Raw genomic sequence first — 22,002 nt, forward strand, 5'->3', positions numbered from 1 at the left:
GAAAGTAAAAACAAGGAGGAAACTTTAAAATGACTAAAGAACAAATCATTGATGCGATTAAAGAAATGTCCGTTCTTGAATTGAACGATTTAGTAAAAGCAATTGAAGAAGAATTTGGTGTAACTGCAGCTGCTCCAGTAGCAGTAGCAGGCGGAGCTGCTGGTGGAGACGCTGCAGCTGAGAAAACTGAGTTTGACGTTGTGCTTACTGATGCAGGCGCTCAAAAAATCAAAGTTATCAAAGTTGTTCGTGAAGTTACAGGTCTTGGACTTAAAGAAGCGAAAGAACTTGTTGACAACACTCCGAAACCAGTTAAAGAAGGAGCTTCTAAAGAAGAAGCTGAAGAAATCAAAGCTAAACTTGAAGAAGTTGGCGCTGGCGTAGAAGTTAAGTAATTACGTACGGACGATAACAAAGCCCGCTGGATCCAGCGGGCTTTTATTTATGAATTTAATTTTCTGGAACGGTAAGCTAAACGGGCTATAAATCTTGAATGTATTTTTTGTTTATTTTATACTTGGCGCAGCTAACCAGGTGCTTTTTCATTACCTAGTTGCAGCGGCTAAGCTCCTCGAACAAGCCAAACGAACTGCAGGACTGAGGAAATGCGATTGCGTTAGTTTGTTTTCTGTTTGTCGGGGCTGAATAAGGCGCTTCCGCTTTTTTATAAATTGTCAGAGTGGAGGGGGAAATATGACTAACCATTATTTTTCGCAGACGCCCGGTAGTGAGAGTGACCCGAAGTTTTGGGAGTATCTTTTGAAAGGGCGGAAATTTCGCTTTAAAACCGATGCGGGTGTTTTTTCTAAGAAAGAGGTGGATTTTGGCTCTCGCCTTTTAATTGAAACCTTTGAGCCCCCGGAAGTGGACGGGCCATTTCTTGATGCTGGCTGTGGGTATGGACCAATCGGTCTTTCTGTTGCTTCTGCTTTCCCGGAGAGAATGATTCATATGGTTGATGTGAATTTGCGCGCTCTTTCGCTAGCAAAAGACAATGCAGTCCTTAATCAGATTGAAAATGTTAACATTTATGAAAGTGACCGTCTGACAGGGGTGGTTGAGCAAGGATTTGCTGCTGTATTGACCAATCCGCCTATTCGAGCAGGAAAGAAAGTGGTATTTGATTTTTTTCGACAAAGTTACGAAAAGTTGGTTAAGGGCGGAGTGTTGTGGGTTGTTATTCAAAAGAAACAAGGAGCTCCTTCTGCTTTGAAAGAAATAGAGTCACTTTTTGGGCGTGCGGAAGTGATTGATCGTTCAAAAGGGTATTATATTATCAAGGCGGAAAAATGTTGACTCGCATATAGCTCTATGTTATTATTATAAAATGCCAGAATAATAATTGTGACCATTTTTGCTATAAATCCATTTAGGCTGTATAATTAATGGTTGAAATGGCTACGATGCTAAAATAATAGTTCATCACGCGTAAAATGAGGTTTTCTTTGAAAAAACCTTTTTCTTTTTGTCTTACGGCAAGGCTGAATGCCTGGCTATAAGAAGTATATAGGCAACTAAAACGCTTGATTTGAGGGGTGAATCAGTTGGTAGGTCAACTAGTTCAGTACGGACGACACCGCCAGCGCAGAAGCTATGCGCGCATTAGTGAAGTTTTAGAATTACCAAATCTCATTGAAATTCAAACATCCTCCTATCAGTGGTTTCTTGATGAGGGCTTGAGAGAAATGTTTCAGGATATTTCTCCTATTGAAGATTTTACTGGTAATCTTGCATTGGAATTTATTGATTACAGTCTCGGAGAACCGAAATATCCGGTGGATGAGTCTAAGGAGCGCGATGTAACTTACTCTGCTCCGCTTCGAGTTAAAGTCCGTCTTTTAAATAAAGAGACTGGTGAAGTGAAGGATCAGGAAGTATTCATGGGCGACTTCCCGCTTATGACTGAAACAGGAACATTTATTATCAATGGAGCAGAGCGCGTTATCGTATCCCAGCTTGTTCGTTCTCCGAGTGTGTACTACAGCGGAAAAATGGACAAAAACGGAAAGCGTGGTTTCACTGCTACTGTTATTCCGAACCGCGGAGCCTGGTTGGAGTATGAAACAGATGCAAAAGACATTGTATATGTTCGTATCGACCGTACACGTAAATTACCAGTTACCGTATTATTGCGTGCTCTCGGGTTTGGCTCTGATCAAGAAATCATTGATCTTATCGGTGACAACGAATATATCCGTAATACGCTCGAAAAGGACAATACGGAGAGCACGGAAAAAGCACTCATTGAAATTTATGAGCGTTTGCGCCCGGGTGAGCCTCCGACAGTTGAAAATGCTAAGAGCTTGCTGATTTCCCGTTTCTTTGATCCAAAACGTTATGATCTTGCTAGTGTTGGACGCTATAAGATGAACAAAAAGCTCCATACAAAGAACCGTTTGTTTGGGCAGCGTCTTGCCGAAACGTTGGCAGATCCGGAAACAGGTGAAATTATTGCGGAAAAAGGCACACTTCTTGACCGCCGTGCACTTGATAAAATTATACCGAACCTGGAAAATGGTGTAGGCTTTAAAACTTATCGTCAATCCGGCGGGGTAGTAGAAGAGGATATCGTTGTTCAATCCATTAAAATTTATGCCCCAAATAGTGAAGATGAAAGGATCATTAATATCATTGGGAATGGCTTCCCAGAGGTAAATGTGAAACACATTACACCAGCTGATATTATTGCATCCATTGGTTATTTCTTTAACTTATTGTACGGAGTTGGAGACACAGATGATATTGATCATCTAGGTAACCGTCGCCTTCGCTCTGTCGGCGAATTGCTTCAAAATCAATTCCGAATTGGATTATCTCGTATGGAACGTGTTGTTCGCGAACGAATGTCCATTCAAGATACAAATACAATTACACCACAACAATTAATTAATATCCGGCCGGTTATTGCTTCAATCAAAGAGTTCTTTGGAAGCTCCCAGCTTTCACAGTTCATGGATCAAACCAACCCGCTGGCTGAATTAACGCATAAGCGTCGTTTATCAGCGCTTGGACCTGGTGGATTAACAAGGGAACGTGCAGGATTTGAAGTGCGTGACGTTCACTATTCCCACTATGGCCGTATGTGTCCGATTGAAACACCTGAGGGACCGAATATCGGATTGATCAACTCGCTCTCTACTTACGCAAAGGTTAATCGTTTCGGCTTTATTGAAACTCCTTACCGGAAAGTAGATCCGGATACAGGAAGAGTAACAGATCGTATTGACTATTTAACAGCTGACGAAGAAGATAACTATGTAGTGGCTCAAGCGAATGTTCGTCTCAACGAAGACGGTTCGTTCGCCGATGAAGAAGTAGTTGCTCGCTTCCGAAGCGAAAACACAGTTGTAAAGCGTGAGCGCGTGGACTACATGGACGTATCTCCAAAACAGGTAGTGTCTGCTGCAACAGCTTGTATTCCTTTCTTAGAAAACGATGACTCCAACCGTGCGTTAATGGGAGCGAACATGCAACGTCAGGCCGTGCCTTTAATGCAGCCGGAAGCGCCAATTGTTGGTACTGGAATGGAATATGTTTCAGGAAAAGACTCTGGAGCCGCAGTTATCTGTAAGCGAGAAGGAATTGTGGAGCATGTAGAAGCGAGAGAAATCTGGGTGCGTCGCATTGAAGAGATAGATGGAAAAGAAGTAAAAGGTGACCTTGATAAATATCGCCTGCTTAAATTTATTCGCTCTAACCAAGGTACATGCTATAACCAGCGTCCGATCGTTAGTGTCGGCGACCGTGTGACAAAGGGTGAAATCCTTGCTGACGGCCCTTCCATGGAAAAAGGGGAGCTTGCTTTAGGTCGAAATGTAATGGTTGGCTTCATGACATGGGATGGTTATAACTATGAGGATGCCATCATCATGAGCGAACGTCTCGTAAAAGATGATGTGTACACTTCCATCCACATTGAAGAATACGAGTCAGAGTCACGCGATACAAAACTCGGACCAGAAGAAATCACTCGTGATATTCCAAACGTTGGGGAAGATGCGCTTCGCAACCTTGACGAACGTGGAATCATTCGCATCGGGGCTGAAGTGAAAGATGGGGATCTTCTCGTCGGAAAAGTAACGCCAAAAGGCGTCACTGAATTGACTGCGGAAGAACGACTTCTACATGCGATCTTTGGAGAAAAAGCGCGTGAAGTGCGGGATACATCTTTACGGGTGCCACATGGCGGCGGCGGAATCGTCCTTGATGTGAAAGTGTTTAATCGCGAGGACGGCGATGAATTGCCACCAGGTGTGAATCAGCTCGTCCGCGTGTATATCGTTCAGAAACGTAAAATCTCTGAAGGGGATAAAATGGCCGGACGCCACGGAAACAAAGGGGTTATCTCCCGGATCTTACCGGAAGAAGACATGCCTTTCCTTCCTGACGGCACACCGATCGATATTATGTTAAACCCACTAGGGGTACCTTCACGGATGAACATCGGACAGGTAATGGAGCTTCACTTAGGTATGGCAGCTCGTTACTTAGGATTGCATGTAGCTACTCCGGTATTCGATGGAGCAACGGAAGACGATGTATGGGAAACAATTGAAGAAGCTGGCATGTCCAGGGATGCAAAAACGGTCCTTTATGACGGCCGTAGCGGAGAGCCATTCGATAACCGTGTATCTGTTGGTATCATGTACATGATCAAGCTTGCTCACATGGTTGACGATAAACTTCATGCCCGCTCAACAGGGCCTTACTCTCTTGTTACCCAGCAGCCGCTCGGAGGTAAAGCTCAGTTCGGTGGTCAGCGTTTTGGAGAGATGGAAGTATGGGCACTTGAAGCTTATGGTGCGGCTTATACACTTCAAGAAATTCTTACTGTCAAATCCGATGATATTGTTGGTCGTGTGAAAACATATGAGGCAATTGTCAAAGGTGAAAATGTTCCGGAACCAGGAGTTCCAGAATCATTTAAAGTTTTGATTAAAGAACTTCAAAGTTTGGGAATGGACGTCAAGATTATGTCCGGAGACGACCAGGAAATTGAAATGCGTGATTTAGAAGATGAGGATGACGTTCAGCAGGCAGATACATTAAATATCGCTCCTGAAGAAAACTTATCTGAAAAAGTAAGTTCAACGGATTAATTAATTAACAGGCCGGGGAATTCCAATAGCTTTCTCCGGCTATCTTTAATAAATAGCGGTTTAAGCATACTCGTTAGAACCTGTAGACTGAAAGGGAGGTAGGCCCCTTGCTAGATGTAAACAATTTTGAATACATGAAAATCGGTCTGGCATCACCAGACAAGATTAGATCATGGTCATACGGTGAAGTGAAGAAACCGGAAACGATTAACTATCGTACATTAAAGCCAGAAAAAGATGGATTGTTTTGTGAGCGTATTTTCGGACCTACAAAAGACTGGGAATGTCATTGTGGGAAATATAAGAGAGTACGCTATAAAGGCGTTGTCTGTGACCGCTGTGGCGTAGAAGTAACAAAAGCAAAAGTTCGTCGCGAGCGCATGGGTCATATTGAATTGGCGGCTCCTGTTTCACATATTTGGTATTTCAAAGGTATTCCAAGCCGTATGGGGCTAGTGCTTGATATGTCCCCACGTGCACTTGAGGAAGTTATTTACTTTGCTTCTTATGTTGTAACCGAAGCTGGTGATACTGCGCTTGAGAAAAAGCAATTACTTTCTGAAAAAGAATACCGTGCTTATCGTGAAAAGTACGGAAATAAATTTCAGGCATCTATGGGTGCAGAAGCGATTAAAAAGCTGCTCCAAGACATTGATCTTGAAAAAGAAGTGGATTTCCTAAAAGAAGAATTAAAGAGTGCACAAGGCCAGCGCCGGACAAGAGCGATCAAACGTCTTGAAGTTATCGAAGCGTTCCGCCACTCCGGCAACAACCCGAGCTGGATGATTTTGGATGTTCTTCCTGTCATTCCGCCGGAGCTTCGCCCGATGGTACAGCTTGATGGTGGTCGTTTTGCCACTTCTGATTTAAATGATTTATATCGCCGAGTGATTAACCGGAACAACCGCTTGAAGCGTTTGCTTGATCTCGGAGCTCCAAGCATTATTGTTCAAAATGAAAAGCGGATGCTGCAAGAAGCAGTAGATGCATTAATTGATAATGGTCGCCGCGGCCGTCCTGTTACAGGGCCAGGTAACCGTCCGTTAAAGTCCCTTTCTCATATGCTGAAAGGAAAGCAAGGGCGTTTCCGTCAAAACCTGTTAGGAAAACGTGTTGACTATTCAGGCCGTTCGGTTATTGTCGTTGGACCGAATCTGAAAATGTATCAATGTGGCCTTCCAAAAGAAATGGCACTTGAATTGTTTAAGCCATTTGTTATGAAGGAACTGGTTGAAAAAGGCCTAGCTCATAACATTAAAAGTGCGAAACGTAAAATTGAACGCGTGCAGCCGGAAGTATGGGATGTGCTAGAAGAAGTAATCAAGGAGCACCCTGTTCTTTTAAACCGGGCACCGACGCTTCACCGTCTTGGTATTCAAGCATTTGAACCTACATTAGTAGAGGGACGCGCAATCCGTCTTCACCCGCTCGTTTGTACAGCATACAACGCGGACTTTGATGGAGACCAAATGGCCGTGCACGTGCCGTTGTCAGCAGAAGCTCAGGCAGAAGCCCGGATGTTAATGCTGGCTGCTCAAAATATCTTGAATCCAAAAGACGGAAAGCCAGTTGTTACTCCTTCTCAGGACATGGTATTAGGAAACTACTACCTCACTCTTGAGCGTGAAGATGCTATCGGCGAAGGAATGATTTTTAAAGATGTAGATGAAGCACTAATTGCCTATCAAAATGGTTATGTTCATCTTCATACGAGAGTAGCTGTCGCTGCCTCTGCTTTAAACAATCAAACATTTACTGAAGAGCAAAATAAAAAGCTGTTAATTACAACAGTCGGAAAGATGATTTTTAATGAAATTCTTCCGGACACATTCCCTTACATTAACGAGCCAACAAATACAAACCTGGTAGAGAAAACACCAGAGAAGTACTTTGTTGAGCCGACAGAAAATGTAAAAGAATATATTGAAAAGCAAGAGCTTATTGCTCCATTCAAGAAAAAAATCCTTGGAAATATCATTGCGGAAGTATTTAAACGTTTTAAAATTACAGAAACGTCCAAAATGCTTGACCGCATGAAGGACTTAGGATTTAAGCACTCTACGAAGGCTGGTATCACGGTAGGTGTCGCAGATATCGTAGTATTAGGCGAAAAAGAACAAATCTTGAAAGAAGCACAGTCAAAAGTTGATAATGTTATGAAGCAATTCAGACGTGGTTTAATCACGGAAGAAGAACGCTATGATCGCGTTATTTCTATCTGGAGTGCAGCTAAAGACACGATTCAAGGTAAATTGATGGCTTCCCTAGATAAGCGCAACCCAATCTTCATGATGAGTGACTCAGGGGCCCGTGGTAACGCGTCTAACTTTACTCAGCTTGCAGGGATGCGCGGTCTGATGGCGAACCCGGCTGGTCGGATTATCGAACTTCCGATCAAGTCAAGTTTCCGTGAAGGCTTAACCGTATTGGAATACTTTATTTCTACACATGGAGCGCGTAAAGGTCTAGCAGATACGGCTCTTAAAACGGCTGACTCTGGTTACTTGACTCGTCGTCTTGTAGATGTGGCTCAAGATGTAATTGTCCGTGAAGATGATTGTGGAACCGACCGCGGTCTTCTGATTCGTTCGATTAAAGAAGGAACAGAAATCATTGAACCGCTGGAAGAGCGTCTTGTTGGCCGTTATGCTAGAAAGACAATTGCTCATCCTGAAACCGGGGAAATCATTGCAAGAGAAAATGACCTGATAGATGAGGACATGGCAAGTGTCATTATTAACGCAGGCATTGAAGAGGTATGGATTCGCTCCGCCTTTACTTGTAACACCCGTCACGGCGTATGTAAAAAATGTTACGGACGCAACCTTGCAACTGGACAACAAGTGGAGGTCGGCGAAGCAGTTGGTATCATCGCTGCCCAATCAATTGGTGAACCAGGTACACAGTTGACGATGCGTACATTCCATACAGGTGGGGTAGCCGGAGACGATATTACTCAAGGTTTGCCTCGTATTCAGGAGTTGTTTGAAGCGCGTAATCCAAAAGGTCAGGCAGTTATTTCTGAAATTGACGGTGTTGTGACCGCAATTAATGAAGGCCGTGATCGCCAGCAGGAAATCGTTCTTCAAAGCGATGTAGAAAGCCGCACATATACGGCTCCATACACAGCTCGCTTGAAAGTAGCTGTTAACGATCAAGTAAAACGAGGCCAAGAACTGACAGAGGGTTCTATCGATCCGAAAGAATACTTGAAAATTACCGATGTTTCTTCCGTTCAGGAGTACTTGTTGCGCGAAGTGCAAAAAGTATACCGGATGCAAGGGGTAGAAATCGGTGACAAGCATATTGAAGTAATGGTACGACAGATGCTTCGTAAAGTGCGTGTTCTTGATGCTGGAGAAACAGATGTTCTGCCAGGCAGCCTGCTTGAAATTCATCAATTTAGAGATGCCAATGAGCAAGCGTTGCTTGAGGGCAAAATGCCAGCAACAGGAAGACCAGTTCTTCTTGGTATTACGAAAGCATCCCTTGAGACAGATTCGTTCCTATCTGCGGCATCCTTCCAAGAAACAACCCGCGTGTTGACAGATGCAGCGATTAAAGGAAAACGCGATGAACTTTTAGGTTTGAAAGAGAACGTTATTATCGGAAAACTTGTTCCAGCTGGAACGGGCATGCAGCGATATCGTAACTCTGAGCCAGTATTAGCAACATCTGAAGAATCTGTAACAGTAGAATAATAAATATGCGCTAAAAAGGTCTGTGAATACTTACCTTTTCAGCAAATTATATGTCCGGGGCCGGCTTTTCCGGCTCCGGCATAATAATTTATTTTCATAGTTGACATTTAAAAACATGAATGATAATATAATCAAGGTGCTCCTATGAACCTTGTTACTTTGGAGGATGTTTACATGTCTTATGATAAAGTAGCGAAGGCGCAAACCTTGGCGATAGGAACAAAACAAACAGTGAGAGCTCTTGAAAGAAATCAAGCACAGCAAGTAACGATCGCTGCTGATGCCAATCCCTTTTTATTAAAAAAGGTAGAAGAACTGGCCAAACAAAAAGCAGTGCCGATTACTTATGTGGATTCTATGCTAAAACTAGGAAAAACATGTGGGATTGATGTCAAGGCAGCTGCTGTTGCTATTATTAATGAATAATGTTTTTGCATGAAAGTGCAAAGACTTTGTTTTTAATTTTAAATGGTCCACCTGGATGTGTGGGCTTAAGAAAAAAGGAAGGGAGGATTTTTATATGCCTACTATTAACCAGTTAGTGCGTAAACCTCGTAAATCAAAATCAACTAAATCCAAGTCACCAGCACTTAACAAAGGCTATAATAGCTTTAAAAAAGCGCAAACGGATATTAATTCACCACAAAAGCGTGGAGTGTGTACTCGTGTTGGTACAATGACACCGAAAAAGCCTAACTCGGCTTTACGTAAATATGCCCGTGTTCGTTTGAGCAATGGTATTGAAGTGAATGCTTATATTCCTGGTATTGGACATAACCTTCAAGAGCACAGCGTTGTGTTGATTCGTGGAGGAAGAGTAAAAGACTTACCAGGGGTTCGTTATCACATCGTTCGTGGTGCGCTTGATACTGCCGGCGTAGAAACTCGTCGTCAAGGCCGTTCTAAGTACGGAATGAAGCGTCCAAAAGAAGCTAAAAAATAAAAACATTAATTTATAATGTAGGAATTACATGAAAGGAGGAACTTACATGCCACGTAAAGGTCCTGTAGCGAAGAGAGATGTACTTCCAGATCCGATGTACAACTCCAAATTAGTTACTCGTCTCATCAATAAAATGATGGTTGACGGTAAAAGAGGTAAATCACAAGCCATTCTTTATGCAGCATTTGATCTTATCCGCGAACGTACGGGGAAAGATCCAATGGAAGTATTTGATCAAGCCATTAAAAACATCATGCCAGTATTAGAGGTTAGAGCACGCCGTGTAGGTGGTGCTAACTACCAAGTGCCAGTTGAGGTTCGCCCTGAACGCCGTACGACTCTTGGTCTTCGCTGGTTAGTTAACTATTCTCGTCTTCGTGGTGAGAAAACAATGGAAGAACGCCTTGCGGCTGAAATCCTTGATGCAGCTAACAACACTGGTGCTTCAGTTAAGAAGCGTGAAGATACTCATAAAATGGCGGAAGCAAACAAAGCATTTGCTCATTACCGCTGGTAAGATTCTTTTTAAAACTATCTTAATTTAAGGAAGGAGAAAGACATACATGGCAAGAGAGTTCTCCTTAGAAAACACTCGAAATATCGGTATCATGGCGCATATTGATGCCGGTAAAACGACAACTACCGAGCGTATTCTCTACTATACAGGCCGTATCCATAAAATTGGTGAGACTCACGAAGGTGCGTCTCAAATGGACTGGATGGAACAAGAACAAGAGCGCGGTATCACAATCACTTCTGCTGCGACAACTGCTCAGTGGAAGGGCAATCGTGTAAACATCATCGACACACCAGGACACGTAGACTTCACTGTTGAAGTTGAGCGTTCCCTTCGTGTTCTTGATGGTGCAGTAACTGTACTTGATGCCCAATCCGGAGTTGAGCCGCAAACAGAAACTGTTTGGCGCCAAGCAACTACGTATGGCGTTCCGCGTATCGTGTTTGTTAACAAAATGGATAAGATTGGAGCAGACTTCCTTTATTCTGTTCGCACAATCCATGACCGTTTAATGGCAAATGCACATCCGATTCAACTTCCAATCGGTGCTGAAGATGAATTCCGTGGCATCATCGACTTAGTCGAAATGAAAGCTACTTTCTACGGCAACGACCTTGGAACTGAAATCGAAGAAGGGGAAATCCCTGAAGATATGCAAGCTCAAGCAGAAGAATACCGTGAAAAACTTATCGAAGCAATTGCTGAATTCGATGAAGAAATCATGGAAAAATATCTTGGCGGTGAGGAAGTAACAATTCCTGAAATTAAAGCCGCTATCCGTAAAGGCACAATCAACGTTGAGTTCTTCCCTGTACTTTGCGGAACTGCTTTCAAAAACAAAGGTGTTCAATTAATGTTGGATGCAGTTGTTGACTATCTTCCTGCTCCTACAGACGTACCAAGCATTAAAGGGACTCTGCCAGATAGCGATGAAGAAGTAACTCGTCCATCATCAGACGATGCACCATTCTCTGCACTTGCATTTAAAGTTATGACTGACCCTTATGTAGGTAAGTTAACGTTCTTCCGTGTGTATTCTGGTATTTTACAATCCGGTTCATACGTACAGAACTCTACTAAAGGCAAACGTGAGCGTGTAGGTCGTATTCTACAAATGCATGCGAACTCCCGTGAAGAAATCTCTGAAGTGCATGCAGGCGATATCGCTGCTGCAGTTGGTCTGAAAGATACGACTACAGGGGACACTCTTTGTGACGAGAAAAACCTCGTTATTTTAGAGTCTATGGAATTCCCAGAGCCGGTTATCTCTTTATCAGTTGAGCCGAAATCAAAAGGCGATCAAGATAAAATGACAACTGCTCTGCAAAAACTTCAAGAAGAAGATCCAACTTTCCGTGCAGAAACAAATCCTGAAACAGGACAAGTTGTTATCTCCGGTATGGGTGAGCTTCACTTGGATATCATTGTAGACCGTATGCGTCGTGAATTTAAAGTAGAAGCAAACGTGGGTGCTCCACAAGTAGCTTACCGTGAAACTTTCCGTGCTTCTGCGCAAGTAGAAGGAAAGTTTGCCCGCCAATCTGGTGGACGCGGACAATACGGTCACGTATGGATCGAGTTTACACCTAACGAAGAAGGTGCTGGCTTCGAATTCGAAAACGGCATCGTCGGTGGGGTTGTTCCTCGTGAATACATCCCAGCTGTTCAAGCTGGTCTTGAAGATGCATTGCAAAACGGTGTTATTGCCGGCTATCCATTAATCGACATTAAAGCAAGACTGTTTGATGGTTCTTACCATGATGTTGACTCCAGTGAGATGGCGTTTAAAATTGCAGCATCTATGGCATTGAAAAATGCAGCTTCTAAATGTAATCCGGTTCTTCTCGAGCCAATGATGAAAGTAGAAGTTGTTATTCCTGATGAATACCTTGGAGATATTATGGGTGACATCACTTCCCGTCGTGGACGTGTGGAAGGTATGGAAGCTCGCGGTAACGCGCAAGTAGTAAAAGCATTCGTTCCACTTTCTGAAATGTTTGGTTATGCTACTTCACTACGTTCCAATACACAAGGTCGCGGAACTTATTCTATGCACTTTGACCATTATGAAGAGGTGCCAAAATCAGTTTCCGAAGAAATCATCAAGAAAAATAAAGGTCAATAATTGATTTATACTTCTTAATGAAGTATAAATACAATGTAAGCTTTGGTATCTTTGGAGACGGAATCACTTCCGCCTTCAAAGTCCCTATATAAATTAATTAATTTTGATAATTCAAAGGAGGATTTCCTAATGGCTAAGGAAAAATTCGACCGTTCCAAAACACATGCGAATATCGGTACAATTGGTCACGTTGACCATGGTAAAACAACTTTAACAGCAGCAATCACAACTGTTCTTGCTAAAAAAGGCGGAAGTGAAGCACGTGGTTACGACCAAATCGACAACGCTCCAGAAGAGCGCGAGCGCGGTATCACAATCAACACTTCTCACGTTGAATATGAAACTGACAAACGCCACTATGCACACGTTGACTGCCCAGGACATGCTGACTACGTTAAAAACATGATCACTGGTGCTGCGCAAATGGACGGCGGTATCCTAGTAGTATCTGCTGCTGACGGTCCAATGCCACAAACTCGTGAGCACATCCTTCTTTCTCGTCAAGTAGGTGTTCCTTACCTTGTAGTATTCTTAAACAAATGCGACATGGTAGACGACGAAGAACTTCTTGAGCTTGTAGAAATGGAAGTGCGTGACCTTCTTTCTGAGTACGAATTCCCTGGCGATGATGTACCAGTAATCAAAGGTTCTGCTCTTAAAGCTCTTGAAGGCGAAGCTGAGTGGGAAGACAAAATCATCGAGCTTATGGATGCTGTTGATGAGTACATCCCAACTCCAGAGCGTGACACTGAAAAACCATTCATGATGCCTGTTGAGGACGTATTCTCAATCACTGGCCGTGGTACAGTTGCAACTGGCCGTGTTGAGCGTGGACAAGTTAAAGTTGGTGACGTAGTTGAAATCATCGGTTTAACTGAAGAGCCAAAATCTACTACTGTAACTGGTGTAGAAATGTTCCGTAAGCTTCTTGACTATGCTGAAGCTGGTGACAACATCGGTGCCCTTCTTCGTGGTGTAGCACGTGAAGAAATCCAACGTGGACAAGTACTTGCTAAGCCAGGTTCAATCACTCCACACACTAACTTCAAAGCTGAAGTTTATGTATTGTCTAAAGAAGAAGGTGGACGTCATACTCCATTCTTCTCAAACTACCGTCCACAGTTCTACTTCCGTACAACGGATGTAACTGGTATCGTTCAACTTCCTGAAGGCGTAGAAATGGTTATGCCTGGGGACAACGTTGAAATGACAGTTGAACTTATTTCTCCGATCGCGATCGAAGAAGGTACTAAGTTCTCTATCCGTGAAGGCGGCCGTACAGTAGGCGCTGGCGTTGTAGCATCTATCCAAAAATAATAACGATTGACAAGCAGGCGGTTTCCGCCTGCTTTTTTATTTTTCAACTCTCTATTTCTTCTATTGATATGAAGCGATAGTATGTGTATAATAGTAAAAGTGTGCTAGGAAAGAAATATAGCAAATACTGTTGCATACATCGAAAACTTCGTGTATAATTAACAACGTTGGTTTTCGACAGCGATGATGCAGAAGGTTGCTGACACACCCGGCCGCTTTGCCATGGCGAGTGTCGTCAGGATATTTCTGCGGAGAATGTCTATTAGCAAATAGGCGGAAAAGGAGGGAAAATAATGGCAAAAGAAAAAATTCGTATTCGTTTAAAAGCATATGATCACAGAATTTTAGACCAATCAGCAGAAAAGATCGTTGAAACAGCAAAACGTTCTGGTGCTAACGTATCGGGTCCAATCCCGTTGCCAACAGAAAAATCTGTTTACACAATCTTACGTGCGGTTCATAAGTACAAAGATTCTCGTGAGCAATTCGAGATGCGTACACATAAACGTTTAATCGATATTGTGAATCCAACACCACAAACTGTTGATTCATTAATGCGTTTAGACTTGCCATCAGGCGTTGACATTGAAATTAAACTTTAATTACTATAAAAAATTATTAATTCAGGAGGTGTGACTCATGACCAAAGGAATCTTAGGAAGAAAAATCGGTATGACTCAAGTATTTGCTGAAAACGGTGAACTCATTCCAGTTACTGTGGTTGAAGCAACACCAAACGTTGTACTGCAAAAGAAAACGATCGAAAGCGACGGCTATGAAGCTATTCAGTTAGGCTTTGATGAAAAGCGTGAAAAGCTTGCAAACAAGCCAGCTAAAGGCCACGTTGCAAAAGCTAACACTGCACCTAAGCGCTTCATTCGTGAGTTCCGTAACTTCGGTGAAGAAGTAGAAGTTGGTCAAGAGGTTAAAGTCGATATTTTCGCTGAAGGAGATATCATCGACGTAACAGGAGTATCAAAAGGTAAAGGATTCCAAGGTGCGATCAAACGCCACGGACAAAGCCGCGGACCTATGTCCCACGGTTCACGTTACCACCGTCGCCCAGGTTCTATGGGACCAGTTGCTCCTAACCGTGTATTCAAAAATAAATTACTTCCAGGCCGTATGGGTGGCGAACAGATCACTATCCAAAACCTGCAAGTAGTGAAAGTTGATGCAGAGCGCAACGTAATCTTAATCAAAGGAAATGTTCCTGGACCTAAGAAATCTTTAGTGAAAATCCAACGTGCATTGAAAGTGAAATAATCGATTTTTTCTAGAAAGGAGGAAAAAAGAATGCCAAAAGTTACAGTATTAAACCAAAGCGGAGCTGAAGTTGGTGAAATCGAACTGAACGATTCCGTTTTCGGTATTGAACCTAATCAACATGTTTTATTTGAAGCAGTAATGATGCAACGCGCATCTTTACGTCAAGGAACAAGCAAAGTAAAAAACCGTTCCGAAGTGAGTGGCGGCGGTCGCAAACCATGGCGCCAAAAAGGTACTGGACGTGCTCGTCAAGGATCTATTCGTTCTCCACAATGGCGCGGAGGCGGCACAGTGTTCGGACCAGTTCCACGCAGCTACAGCTACAAATTACCGAAAAAAGTTCGTCGCTTAGCGATCAAATCTGCTCTTTCTTCTAAAGTTGTAGAGCAAAACATTATTGTATTGGAAGCATTAGCTCTTGATGCTCCAAAAACAAAAGAATTCGCAAGCGTATTGAAGAACCTTTCTGTAAACAGCAAAGCGCTAGTTGTAACAGAAGCGTTAAACGAAAATGTTGCACTGTCTGCACGCAATATCCCAGGTGTGACAGTAGTAGATGCAAGCGGCGTTAGTGTTTTAGATCTTCTTGGACACGAGAAGCTAATCATCACTAAAGCAGCTGTTGAAAAAGTAGAGGAGGTGCTTGCATAATGGATGCTCGCGATATCATTAAGCGCCCCGTTATTACAGAACATTCAACTGAAATCATGGCTGATAAAAAATATACGTTTGAAGTTGATGTGAAAGCTAACAAAACTCAAGTCAAAGACGCAATTGAAGAGATCTTTGGCGTGAAAGTAGCGAAAGTCAACATCTTGAACTACAAAGGTAAATTCAAGCGTATGGGTCGTTATGCAGGTTATACAAACAAACGCCGTAAAGCGGTTGTTACATTAACTCAAGACAGCAAAGAAATCGAACTATTTGAAGTTTAATTCAACATTATAAGAAGAGGAGGGAAATGACATGGCGATTAAAAAGTATAAACCAACGTCAAACGGCCGTCGTAATATGACGTCACTAGATTTTGCTGAGCTTACAACTGACAAGCCAGAAAAATCATTGTTGGCGCCTCTTAAAAAGAAAGGCGGTCGCAACAACCAAGGTAGAACTACAGTTCGTCATCAAGGTGGCGGCCATAAGCGTCAATACCGTATTATCGACTTTAAACGCGATAAAGATGGTATACCTGGACGCGTTGCCACAATCGAGTATGATCCAAACCGTTCAGCAAACATTGCTTTGATCAATTATGTAGACGGTGAAAAACGTTACATCTTAGCACCAAAAAACCTAAAAGTCGGAATGGAAGTTATGTCCGGACCGGAAGCAGATATTAAAACAGGTAACGCGCTTCCTTTAGTTAACATTCCTGTAGGTACAGTTGTTCACAATATCGAATTGAAGCCTGGTAAAGGCGGACAATTGGTACGTTCAGCTGGTACATCTGCACAAGTGTTAGGTAAAGAAGGAAAATACGTTCTTGTTCGTTTGAATTCTGGTGAAGTTCGTATGATTCTTGCTACTTGCCGTGCAACAATTGGCCAGGTGGGCAATGAGCAACATGAACTTGTTAACATCGGTAAAGCAGGTCGTTCTCGCTGGTTAGGCAAGAAGCCAACAGTTCGTGGATCTGTAATGAACCCGAATGACCATCCACACGGTGGTGGTGAAGGACGTTCACCAATCGGACGTAAAACACCTGTTACACCATGGGGCAAACCAACTCTTGGTTATAAAACTCGTAAGAAAACAAACAAAAGCGACAAGTTTATCGTTCGTCGTCGTAAAAAATAACGTAATTGCACTACGGTTCCTTTCGCGAACCGTAGACCAATTGCGAAGGGAGGTACCAAAATGGGCCGTAGCTTGAAAAAAGGACCTTTTGTTGATGATCATTTATTCAATAAAATTGAAAAATTAAATGAAGCTGATAAGAAACAAGTTGTGAAAACTTGGTCTCGCCGTTCAACAATCTTCCCTGCTTTTATCGGTCATACAATCGCTGTATATGATGGCCGTAAGCATGTTCCTGTTTATGTAACAGAAGATATGGTAGGACACAAACTGGGCGAGTTTGCACCAACACGCACGTACAAAGGTCACGGTAGTGACGATAAAAAAACAAGACGTTAATGAGAGGAGGGTATCCTGATGGAAGCAAAAGCTGTTGTAAGAACAGTTCGTATTGCTCCTCGTAAAGCACGTTTAGTGGTTGATCTGATTCGAGGAAAGCAAGTGGGAGAAGCGGTAGCTATTTTGCGTCACACACCAAAAGCTGCATCTCCTGTCGTTGAAAAATTACTTAACTCTGCAATTGCTAACGCAGAACACAACTATGACATGGATGTTAACAACCTTTTTGTTAAAAAAGTGTTCGTTGACGAGGGTCCAACTTTAAAACGTTTCCGTCCACGTGCAATGGGACGTGCAAGCGCAATTAACAAACGTACAAGCCACATCACAATCGTGGTATCAGAAAAGAAGGAGGGATAATTCGTGGGTCAAAAAGTACATCCTAATGGTTTACGTGTCGGTATCATCCGTGACTGGGATTCAAAATGGTACGCGGAGAAAGATTACGCAAGCCTTTTACATGAAGATCTTAAAGTTCGTGAATATATCGAGAGCCGCTTGAAAGATGCTTCCGTATCTCGAATTGAAATTGAACGTGCTGCTAACCGCATCAACATTACTATTCATACAGCGAAGCCTGGTATGGTTATTGGTAAAGGTGGATCTGAGGTTGAAGCACTTCGTAAGTCTTTAAATCAACTAACTGGCAAACGTGTTCATATTAACATCGTTGAAATTAAAAGAGCAGATTTAGATGCTAAACTTGTAGCAGAAAACATCGCTCGTCAATTAGAAAACCGTGTATCTTTCCGTCGTGCGCAAAAGCAAGCGATCCAACGCACAATTCGCGCTGGTGCAAAAGGAATCAAAACACAGGTTTCTGGACGTCTTGGCGGCGCAGATATCGCTCGTGCTGAACACTATAGTGAAGGAACAGTTCCACTTCATACACTTCGCGCGGACATCGACTATGCGCATGTTGAAGCTGACACTACTTATGGTAAGCTTGGCGTGAAAGTATGGATTTATCGTGGAGAGGTTCTTCCTACGAAGAAGAAGTCTGAGGAAGGAGGAAAATAATCATGTTATTGCCTAAACGCGTAAAATACCGTCGTGTGCACCGTGGAAAAATGCGCGGTCAAGCAAAAGGCGGCACAGAAGTAGCATTTGGCGAATACGGTCTACAAGCTCTTGAAGCCTCTTGGATCACAAACCGCCAGATCGAAGCTGCCCGTATTGCGATGACTCGTTACATGAAACGTGGCGGTAAAGTATGGATCAAAATTTTCCCACATAAGCCTTACACTGCAAAGCCTCTTGAAGTTCGGATGGGTTCCGGTAAAGGTGCTCCTGAAGGATGGGTAGCTGTAGTAAAACCAGGGAAAATCATGTTTGAAATTGCTGGTGTCTCTGAAGAGGTAGCTCGTGAAGCTCTTCGTCTTGCAGCACACAAATTACCGGTTAAATGTAAATTTGTAAAACGAGAAGAAATTGGTGGTGAATCAAATGAAGGCTAATGAGATTGTTGAATTAACCACTGCCGAAATTGAGCAAAAACTTAAGTCTTTAAAAGAAGAGCTCTTTAATCTTCGTTTCCAATTAGCGACTGGTCAACTTGAAAACACTGCTCGCATCCGTGAAGTACGCAAAGCGATCGCTCGTATGAAAACTGTTATTCGTCAAAGAGAGATCGATGTTAACAATCGATAATTGAGAGGAGGTTTGCACAATGAGTGAACGTAATCAACGTAAAGTTTATACTGGACGTGTTGTGTCTGACAAAATGGACAAAACAGTTACTGTTCTTGTAGAAACTTACAAAAAGCACTCTCTTTACGGCAAACGCGTTAAGTACTCTAAAAAATTCAAAGCTCATGATGAGCTGAATGAAGCAAAAATCGGTGACGTTGTCCGCATCATGGAAACTCGCCCGTTATCTGCTACGAAACGCTTCCGTTTAGTTGAAGTTGTAGAAAAAGCAGTTATTATCTAATTCATTATTGTTCGGATAGAAAGTGAATCCGAAGGGAGGTAACATAAATGATCCAACAAGAATCTCGTTTGAAAGTAGCTGACAACTCAGGAGCTCGTGAAGTGTTAACGATCAAAGTTCTTGGTGGCTCTGGCCGTAAAACTGCAAATGTCGGAGACATCATCGTCTGCACGGTGAAACAAGCAACACCAGGCGGCGTTGTCAAGAAGGGTGACGTAGTAAAAGCTGTTATCGTACGTACAAAACGTGGAATGCGCCGTAACGATGGATCTTATATCCGTTTCGATGAAAATGCGTGCGTAATCATTAAAGATGACAAGAGCCCTCGTGGAACTCGTATCTTTGGCCCGGTTGCGCGTGAATTACGTGACAGCAACTTTATGAAAATTGTTTCTCTTGCTCCGGAAGTAATCTAAATGAAAGCAATTTTATCAACTTGGCCATTCAAGGAGGTGCGATAAAATGAATGTTAAAAAAGGCGATAAAGTAATGGTCATCACGGGCAAAGACAAAGGAAAAACAGGCATCGTGCTTGCAGCATTTCCTAAAAAGGACCGTGTGCTTGTAGAAGGAATCAACATTGTGAAAAAACATGCTAAACCTTCTCAAGTAAATCCGCAAGGCGGAATTATTAGCCAGGAGGCACCTATTCACGTTTCTAACGTCATGCTTTTAGATCCAAAAACGAACGAACCTACTCGCGTAGGATTTAAAGTGGTTGACGGTAAAAAAGTACGTGTAGCAAAAAAATCTGGTGAAACTTTAGATAAATAATAAGTCTGTTAATGAAGGGAGGTACACTATATGAACCGCCTTAAAGCAAAGTTTAATGAAGAAATTACACCTGCTTTAATGAATAAATTTAATTACAAATCAGTAATGCAAGTACCGAAAGTTGACAAAATCGTAGTTAACATGGGGGTAGGCGATGCTGTTCAAAACGCGAAAGCACTTGATACAGCTGTCGAAGAATTAGCACTTATCACTGGTCAAAAGCCATTGATCACACGTGCTAAAAACTCAATTGCAGGCTTCCGTCTTCGTGAAGGTATGCCGATCGGAGCGAAAGTTACATTACGCGGTGAGCGTATGTACGAATTCCTTGATAAATTAATCGCTGTTTCACTTCCACGTGTACGTGACTTCCGTGGTGTTTCTAAAAAAGCATTTGACGGACGCGGCAACTACACACTTGGTGTGAAAGAACAATTGATCTTCCCTGAAATTGATTATGATAAAGTAAGCAAAATCCGCGGGATGGATATCGTAATTGTGACAACTGCGAACACTGATGAAGAAGCTCGCGAATTGTTAACTCAACTTGGAATGCCGTTCCAAAAGTAATCTCTATAAAAAGGGAGGCGAAAATGTGGCTAAAAAATCAATGATTGCGAAGCAAAAACGCACACCTAAATTTAAGGTGCAAGAGTATACACGCTGCGAACGCTGTGGGCGTCCACACTCTGTATACCGCAAATTTAAGCTTTGCCGTATTTGTTTCCGTGAACTTGCATATAAAGGACAAATTCCTGGTGTTAAAAAAGCTAGCTGGTAATACCCCGAATTGGGAAGGAGGTAAATAGAATGGTTATGACAGATCCTATTGCAGATTTGTTGACTCGCATTCGCAATGCGAACATGGTGCGTCACGAGAAATTAGAAGTACCTGCTTCTAATATCAAGAAGGAAATCGCTGAAATTTTAAAGCGTGAAGGTTTCGTACGCGACGTAGAATTTATCGAAGACAACAAGCAAGGCGTAATTCGTATTTTCTTAAAATATGGAGCGAACAACGAACGTGTTATCACTGGTTTAAAACGTATCAGCAAACCTGGTTTGCGCGTATACGCAAAAGCTGATGAAATGCCAAGAGTACTTAACGGTTTAGGTATTGCTCTTGTATCAACATCTAACGGTGTGTTAACAGATAAAGAAGCCCGTGCTAAGCAAGTGGGCGGAGAAGTATTAGCATACGTTTGGTAATATTCTTGTAATGAATGGAGGTGCAACATAATGTCTCGTGTAGGAAAAAAACCTATTGAGCTTCCAGAAGGCGTAACAGTAACAAACGACAACAACACAGTTACTGTTAAAGGACCAAAAGGTGAGCTTGTTAGAACGTTTAACAAAGATATGATTATTGAGATCGAAGGCAATGTCGTTACAATTTCTCGTCCTTCTGATTCTAAAGAACACCGCACTAACCATGGTACGACTCGTGCGCTTTTATCGAACATGGTAGAAGGTGTATCTAAAGGTTTCGAAAAGTCTCTTGAATTAATCGGGGTTGGATACCGTGCTCAAAAACAAGGAAACAAGCTTGTTCTGAACGTTGGATACTCTCATCCGGTTGAAATGGAGCCTGAAAAAGGTGTAGAAGTTGAAGTTCCTTCTAACACAAAAGTAATCGTTAAAGGGATCAGCAAAGAACGCGTTGGCGCTTTTGCTGCGAATGTTCGTGCAACACGCCCGCCAGAGCCTTACAAAGGCAAAGGTATCCGTTATGAAGGCGAACACGTACGCCGCAAAGAAGGTAAGACAGGTAAGTAATGTCGCTTAAGTAAACGAAAGGAGTGACCACAATGATTACGAAGCAAGATAAGAATAAAACGCGTAAAAAGAGACATGTTCGTGTTCGTTCAAAAATCAGCGGTACGGCGTCTCGTCCACGCTTAAATATCTTCCGTTCTAATCAGCATTTGTATGCACAAGTGATTGATGATGTGAACGGTGTAACAATTGCCAGTGCTTCTACAATTGAAAAAGACTTCGGTTTAGAAAAAACAGGCAATGCTGAAGCAGCTGCCAAAGTTGGCGAATTAGTTGCTAAAAGAGCGAGCGAAAAAGGAATCAAATCCGTAGTATTTGACCGCGGAGGTTACTTATATCATGGTCGCGTAAAAGCTTTAGCAGAAGCAGCACGCGAAAATGGACTGGAATTCTAATAAAGAAGGAGGGACAA

Annotated in this window: 27 protein-coding genes; all 27 read left to right on the forward strand. The window is 42.6% G+C overall.

What is annotated here, in order from left to right:
• The first annotated feature begins 29 nt into the window (after positions 1-29).
• The 27 genes from rplL (at position 30) to rplR (ending at position 21,985) form a co-directional block, all read left to right on the forward strand.
• Positions 30-395: a 50S ribosomal protein L7/L12 gene (rplL, locus tag ACH0BF_RS21035; RefSeq protein WP_041101803.1), complete on the forward strand. Its 366-nt coding sequence runs from the start codon at positions 30-32 to the stop codon at positions 393-395.
• A 298-nt stretch (positions 396-693) separates the two neighbouring features.
• Positions 694-1,296 carry a class I SAM-dependent methyltransferase gene (locus ACH0BF_RS21040; RefSeq protein WP_340851596.1) on the forward strand — a complete coding sequence of 201 codons (603 nt, stop codon included), beginning with the start codon at positions 694-696 and terminating at the stop codon, positions 1,294-1,296.
• 248 nt (positions 1,297-1,544) lie between these two features.
• Positions 1,545-5,099, forward strand: a complete 3,555-nt coding sequence (gene rpoB / locus ACH0BF_RS21045) for a DNA-directed RNA polymerase subunit beta (RefSeq protein WP_120035854.1) — start codon at positions 1,545-1,547, stop codon at positions 5,097-5,099.
• A gap of 107 nt (positions 5,100-5,206) precedes the next feature.
• On the forward strand, positions 5,207-8,800 hold the full coding sequence (rpoC, locus tag ACH0BF_RS21050; RefSeq protein WP_120035855.1) for a DNA-directed RNA polymerase subunit beta': 3,594 nt from the start codon (positions 5,207-5,209) through the stop codon (positions 8,798-8,800).
• Between the two features lie 174 nt (positions 8,801-8,974).
• Positions 8,975-9,226 (forward strand): 50S ribosomal protein L7ae-like protein, encoded by a 252-nt coding sequence (locus ACH0BF_RS21055; protein ID WP_340851594.1) that lies wholly within the window; start codon positions 8,975-8,977, stop codon positions 9,224-9,226.
• 94 nt (positions 9,227-9,320) lie between these two features.
• The gene (gene rpsL, locus ACH0BF_RS21060; RefSeq protein ID WP_120035856.1) at positions 9,321-9,743 is read left to right on the forward strand and encodes a 30S ribosomal protein S12; all 423 of its coding nucleotides are present in this window, start codon (positions 9,321-9,323) and stop codon (positions 9,741-9,743) included.
• 46 nt (positions 9,744-9,789) lie between these two features.
• A complete protein-coding gene (rpsG, locus tag ACH0BF_RS21065) occupies positions 9,790-10,260 on the forward strand; it encodes a 30S ribosomal protein S7 (RefSeq protein WP_120035857.1) in 471 nt (156 codons plus the stop codon).
• 46 nt (positions 10,261-10,306) lie between these two features.
• Positions 10,307-12,385 carry an elongation factor G gene (gene fusA, locus ACH0BF_RS21070; RefSeq protein WP_120035858.1) on the forward strand — a complete coding sequence of 693 codons (2,079 nt, stop codon included), beginning with the start codon at positions 10,307-10,309 and terminating at the stop codon, positions 12,383-12,385.
• A gap of 129 nt (positions 12,386-12,514) precedes the next feature.
• Entirely contained in the window at positions 12,515-13,702 is a 1,188-nt protein-coding gene (gene tuf / locus ACH0BF_RS21075; RefSeq protein ID WP_120035859.1) for an elongation factor Tu, read from the forward strand.
• A 293-nt stretch (positions 13,703-13,995) separates the two neighbouring features.
• The gene (rpsJ, locus tag ACH0BF_RS21080; protein ID WP_019394071.1) at positions 13,996-14,304 is read left to right on the forward strand and encodes a 30S ribosomal protein S10; all 309 of its coding nucleotides are present in this window, start codon (positions 13,996-13,998) and stop codon (positions 14,302-14,304) included.
• 37 nt (positions 14,305-14,341) lie between these two features.
• Positions 14,342-14,968: a 50S ribosomal protein L3 gene (gene rplC / locus ACH0BF_RS21085; protein WP_120035860.1), complete on the forward strand. Its 627-nt coding sequence runs from the start codon at positions 14,342-14,344 to the stop codon at positions 14,966-14,968.
• A gap of 30 nt (positions 14,969-14,998) precedes the next feature.
• Complete coding sequence (gene rplD / locus ACH0BF_RS21090) at positions 14,999-15,622, forward strand: 50S ribosomal protein L4 (RefSeq protein ID WP_120035861.1); 624 nt, start codon at positions 14,999-15,001, stop codon at positions 15,620-15,622.
• A complete protein-coding gene (gene rplW / locus ACH0BF_RS21095; protein WP_049659359.1) occupies positions 15,622-15,906 on the forward strand; it encodes a 50S ribosomal protein L23 in 285 nt (94 codons plus the stop codon). The genes rplD and rplW overlap by 1 nt, the downstream gene beginning before the upstream one ends.
• Positions 15,907-15,937: 31 nt before the next feature.
• Positions 15,938-16,768, forward strand: coding sequence for a 50S ribosomal protein L2 (gene rplB, locus ACH0BF_RS21100; RefSeq protein WP_120035862.1), 831 nt, complete (start codon positions 15,938-15,940; stop codon positions 16,766-16,768).
• 60 nt (positions 16,769-16,828) lie between these two features.
• A complete protein-coding gene (rpsS, locus tag ACH0BF_RS21105) occupies positions 16,829-17,107 on the forward strand; it encodes a 30S ribosomal protein S19 (protein WP_120035863.1) in 279 nt (92 codons plus the stop codon).
• Positions 17,108-17,125: 18 nt separating this feature from the next.
• Positions 17,126-17,467: a 50S ribosomal protein L22 gene (gene rplV / locus ACH0BF_RS21110; RefSeq protein ID WP_120035864.1), complete on the forward strand. Its 342-nt coding sequence runs from the start codon at positions 17,126-17,128 to the stop codon at positions 17,465-17,467.
• A 3-nt stretch (positions 17,468-17,470) separates the two neighbouring features.
• On the forward strand, positions 17,471-18,127 hold the full coding sequence (gene rpsC / locus ACH0BF_RS21115; protein WP_049659366.1) for a 30S ribosomal protein S3: 657 nt from the start codon (positions 17,471-17,473) through the stop codon (positions 18,125-18,127).
• 2 nt (positions 18,128-18,129) lie between these two features.
• On the forward strand, positions 18,130-18,564 hold the full coding sequence (rplP, locus tag ACH0BF_RS21120) for a 50S ribosomal protein L16 (protein WP_120035865.1): 435 nt from the start codon (positions 18,130-18,132) through the stop codon (positions 18,562-18,564).
• Positions 18,554-18,757 carry a 50S ribosomal protein L29 gene (gene rpmC / locus ACH0BF_RS21125; RefSeq protein WP_120035866.1) on the forward strand — a complete coding sequence of 68 codons (204 nt, stop codon included), beginning with the start codon at positions 18,554-18,556 and terminating at the stop codon, positions 18,755-18,757. Before rplP ends, rpmC begins: the two co-directional genes overlap by 11 nt.
• Positions 18,758-18,776: 19 nt before the next feature.
• Positions 18,777-19,040, forward strand: a complete 264-nt coding sequence (gene rpsQ, locus ACH0BF_RS21130; protein WP_041101764.1) for a 30S ribosomal protein S17 — start codon at positions 18,777-18,779, stop codon at positions 19,038-19,040.
• Positions 19,041-19,087: 47 nt separating this feature from the next.
• A complete protein-coding gene (gene rplN / locus ACH0BF_RS21135; protein ID WP_041101762.1) occupies positions 19,088-19,456 on the forward strand; it encodes a 50S ribosomal protein L14 in 369 nt (122 codons plus the stop codon).
• A gap of 46 nt (positions 19,457-19,502) precedes the next feature.
• Positions 19,503-19,814, forward strand: a complete 312-nt coding sequence (rplX, locus tag ACH0BF_RS21140; protein WP_041101761.1) for a 50S ribosomal protein L24 — start codon at positions 19,503-19,505, stop codon at positions 19,812-19,814.
• Between the two features lie 30 nt (positions 19,815-19,844).
• Complete coding sequence (gene rplE, locus ACH0BF_RS21145) at positions 19,845-20,384, forward strand: 50S ribosomal protein L5 (RefSeq protein ID WP_120035867.1); 540 nt, start codon at positions 19,845-19,847, stop codon at positions 20,382-20,384.
• 25 nt (positions 20,385-20,409) lie between these two features.
• Positions 20,410-20,595, forward strand: coding sequence for a 30S ribosomal protein S14 (rpsN, locus tag ACH0BF_RS21150; RefSeq protein ID WP_001085700.1), 186 nt, complete (start codon positions 20,410-20,412; stop codon positions 20,593-20,595).
• A 29-nt stretch (positions 20,596-20,624) separates the two neighbouring features.
• Positions 20,625-21,023, forward strand: coding sequence for a 30S ribosomal protein S8 (gene rpsH, locus ACH0BF_RS21155; protein ID WP_041101755.1), 399 nt, complete (start codon positions 20,625-20,627; stop codon positions 21,021-21,023).
• Between the two features lie 30 nt (positions 21,024-21,053).
• Complete coding sequence (gene rplF / locus ACH0BF_RS21160) at positions 21,054-21,590, forward strand: 50S ribosomal protein L6 (protein ID WP_340851576.1); 537 nt, start codon at positions 21,054-21,056, stop codon at positions 21,588-21,590.
• 32 nt (positions 21,591-21,622) lie between these two features.
• Positions 21,623-21,985: a 50S ribosomal protein L18 gene (gene rplR / locus ACH0BF_RS21165; RefSeq protein ID WP_120035869.1), complete on the forward strand. Its 363-nt coding sequence runs from the start codon at positions 21,623-21,625 to the stop codon at positions 21,983-21,985.
• The last annotated feature ends 17 nt before the right edge of the window (positions 21,986-22,002 follow it).

The organism is Pseudobacillus sp. 179-B 2D1 NHS, from assembly GCF_045370945.1.
In the GTDB taxonomy this organism is placed as follows: Bacteria; Bacillota; Bacilli; order Bacillales; family Domibacillaceae; genus Pseudobacillus.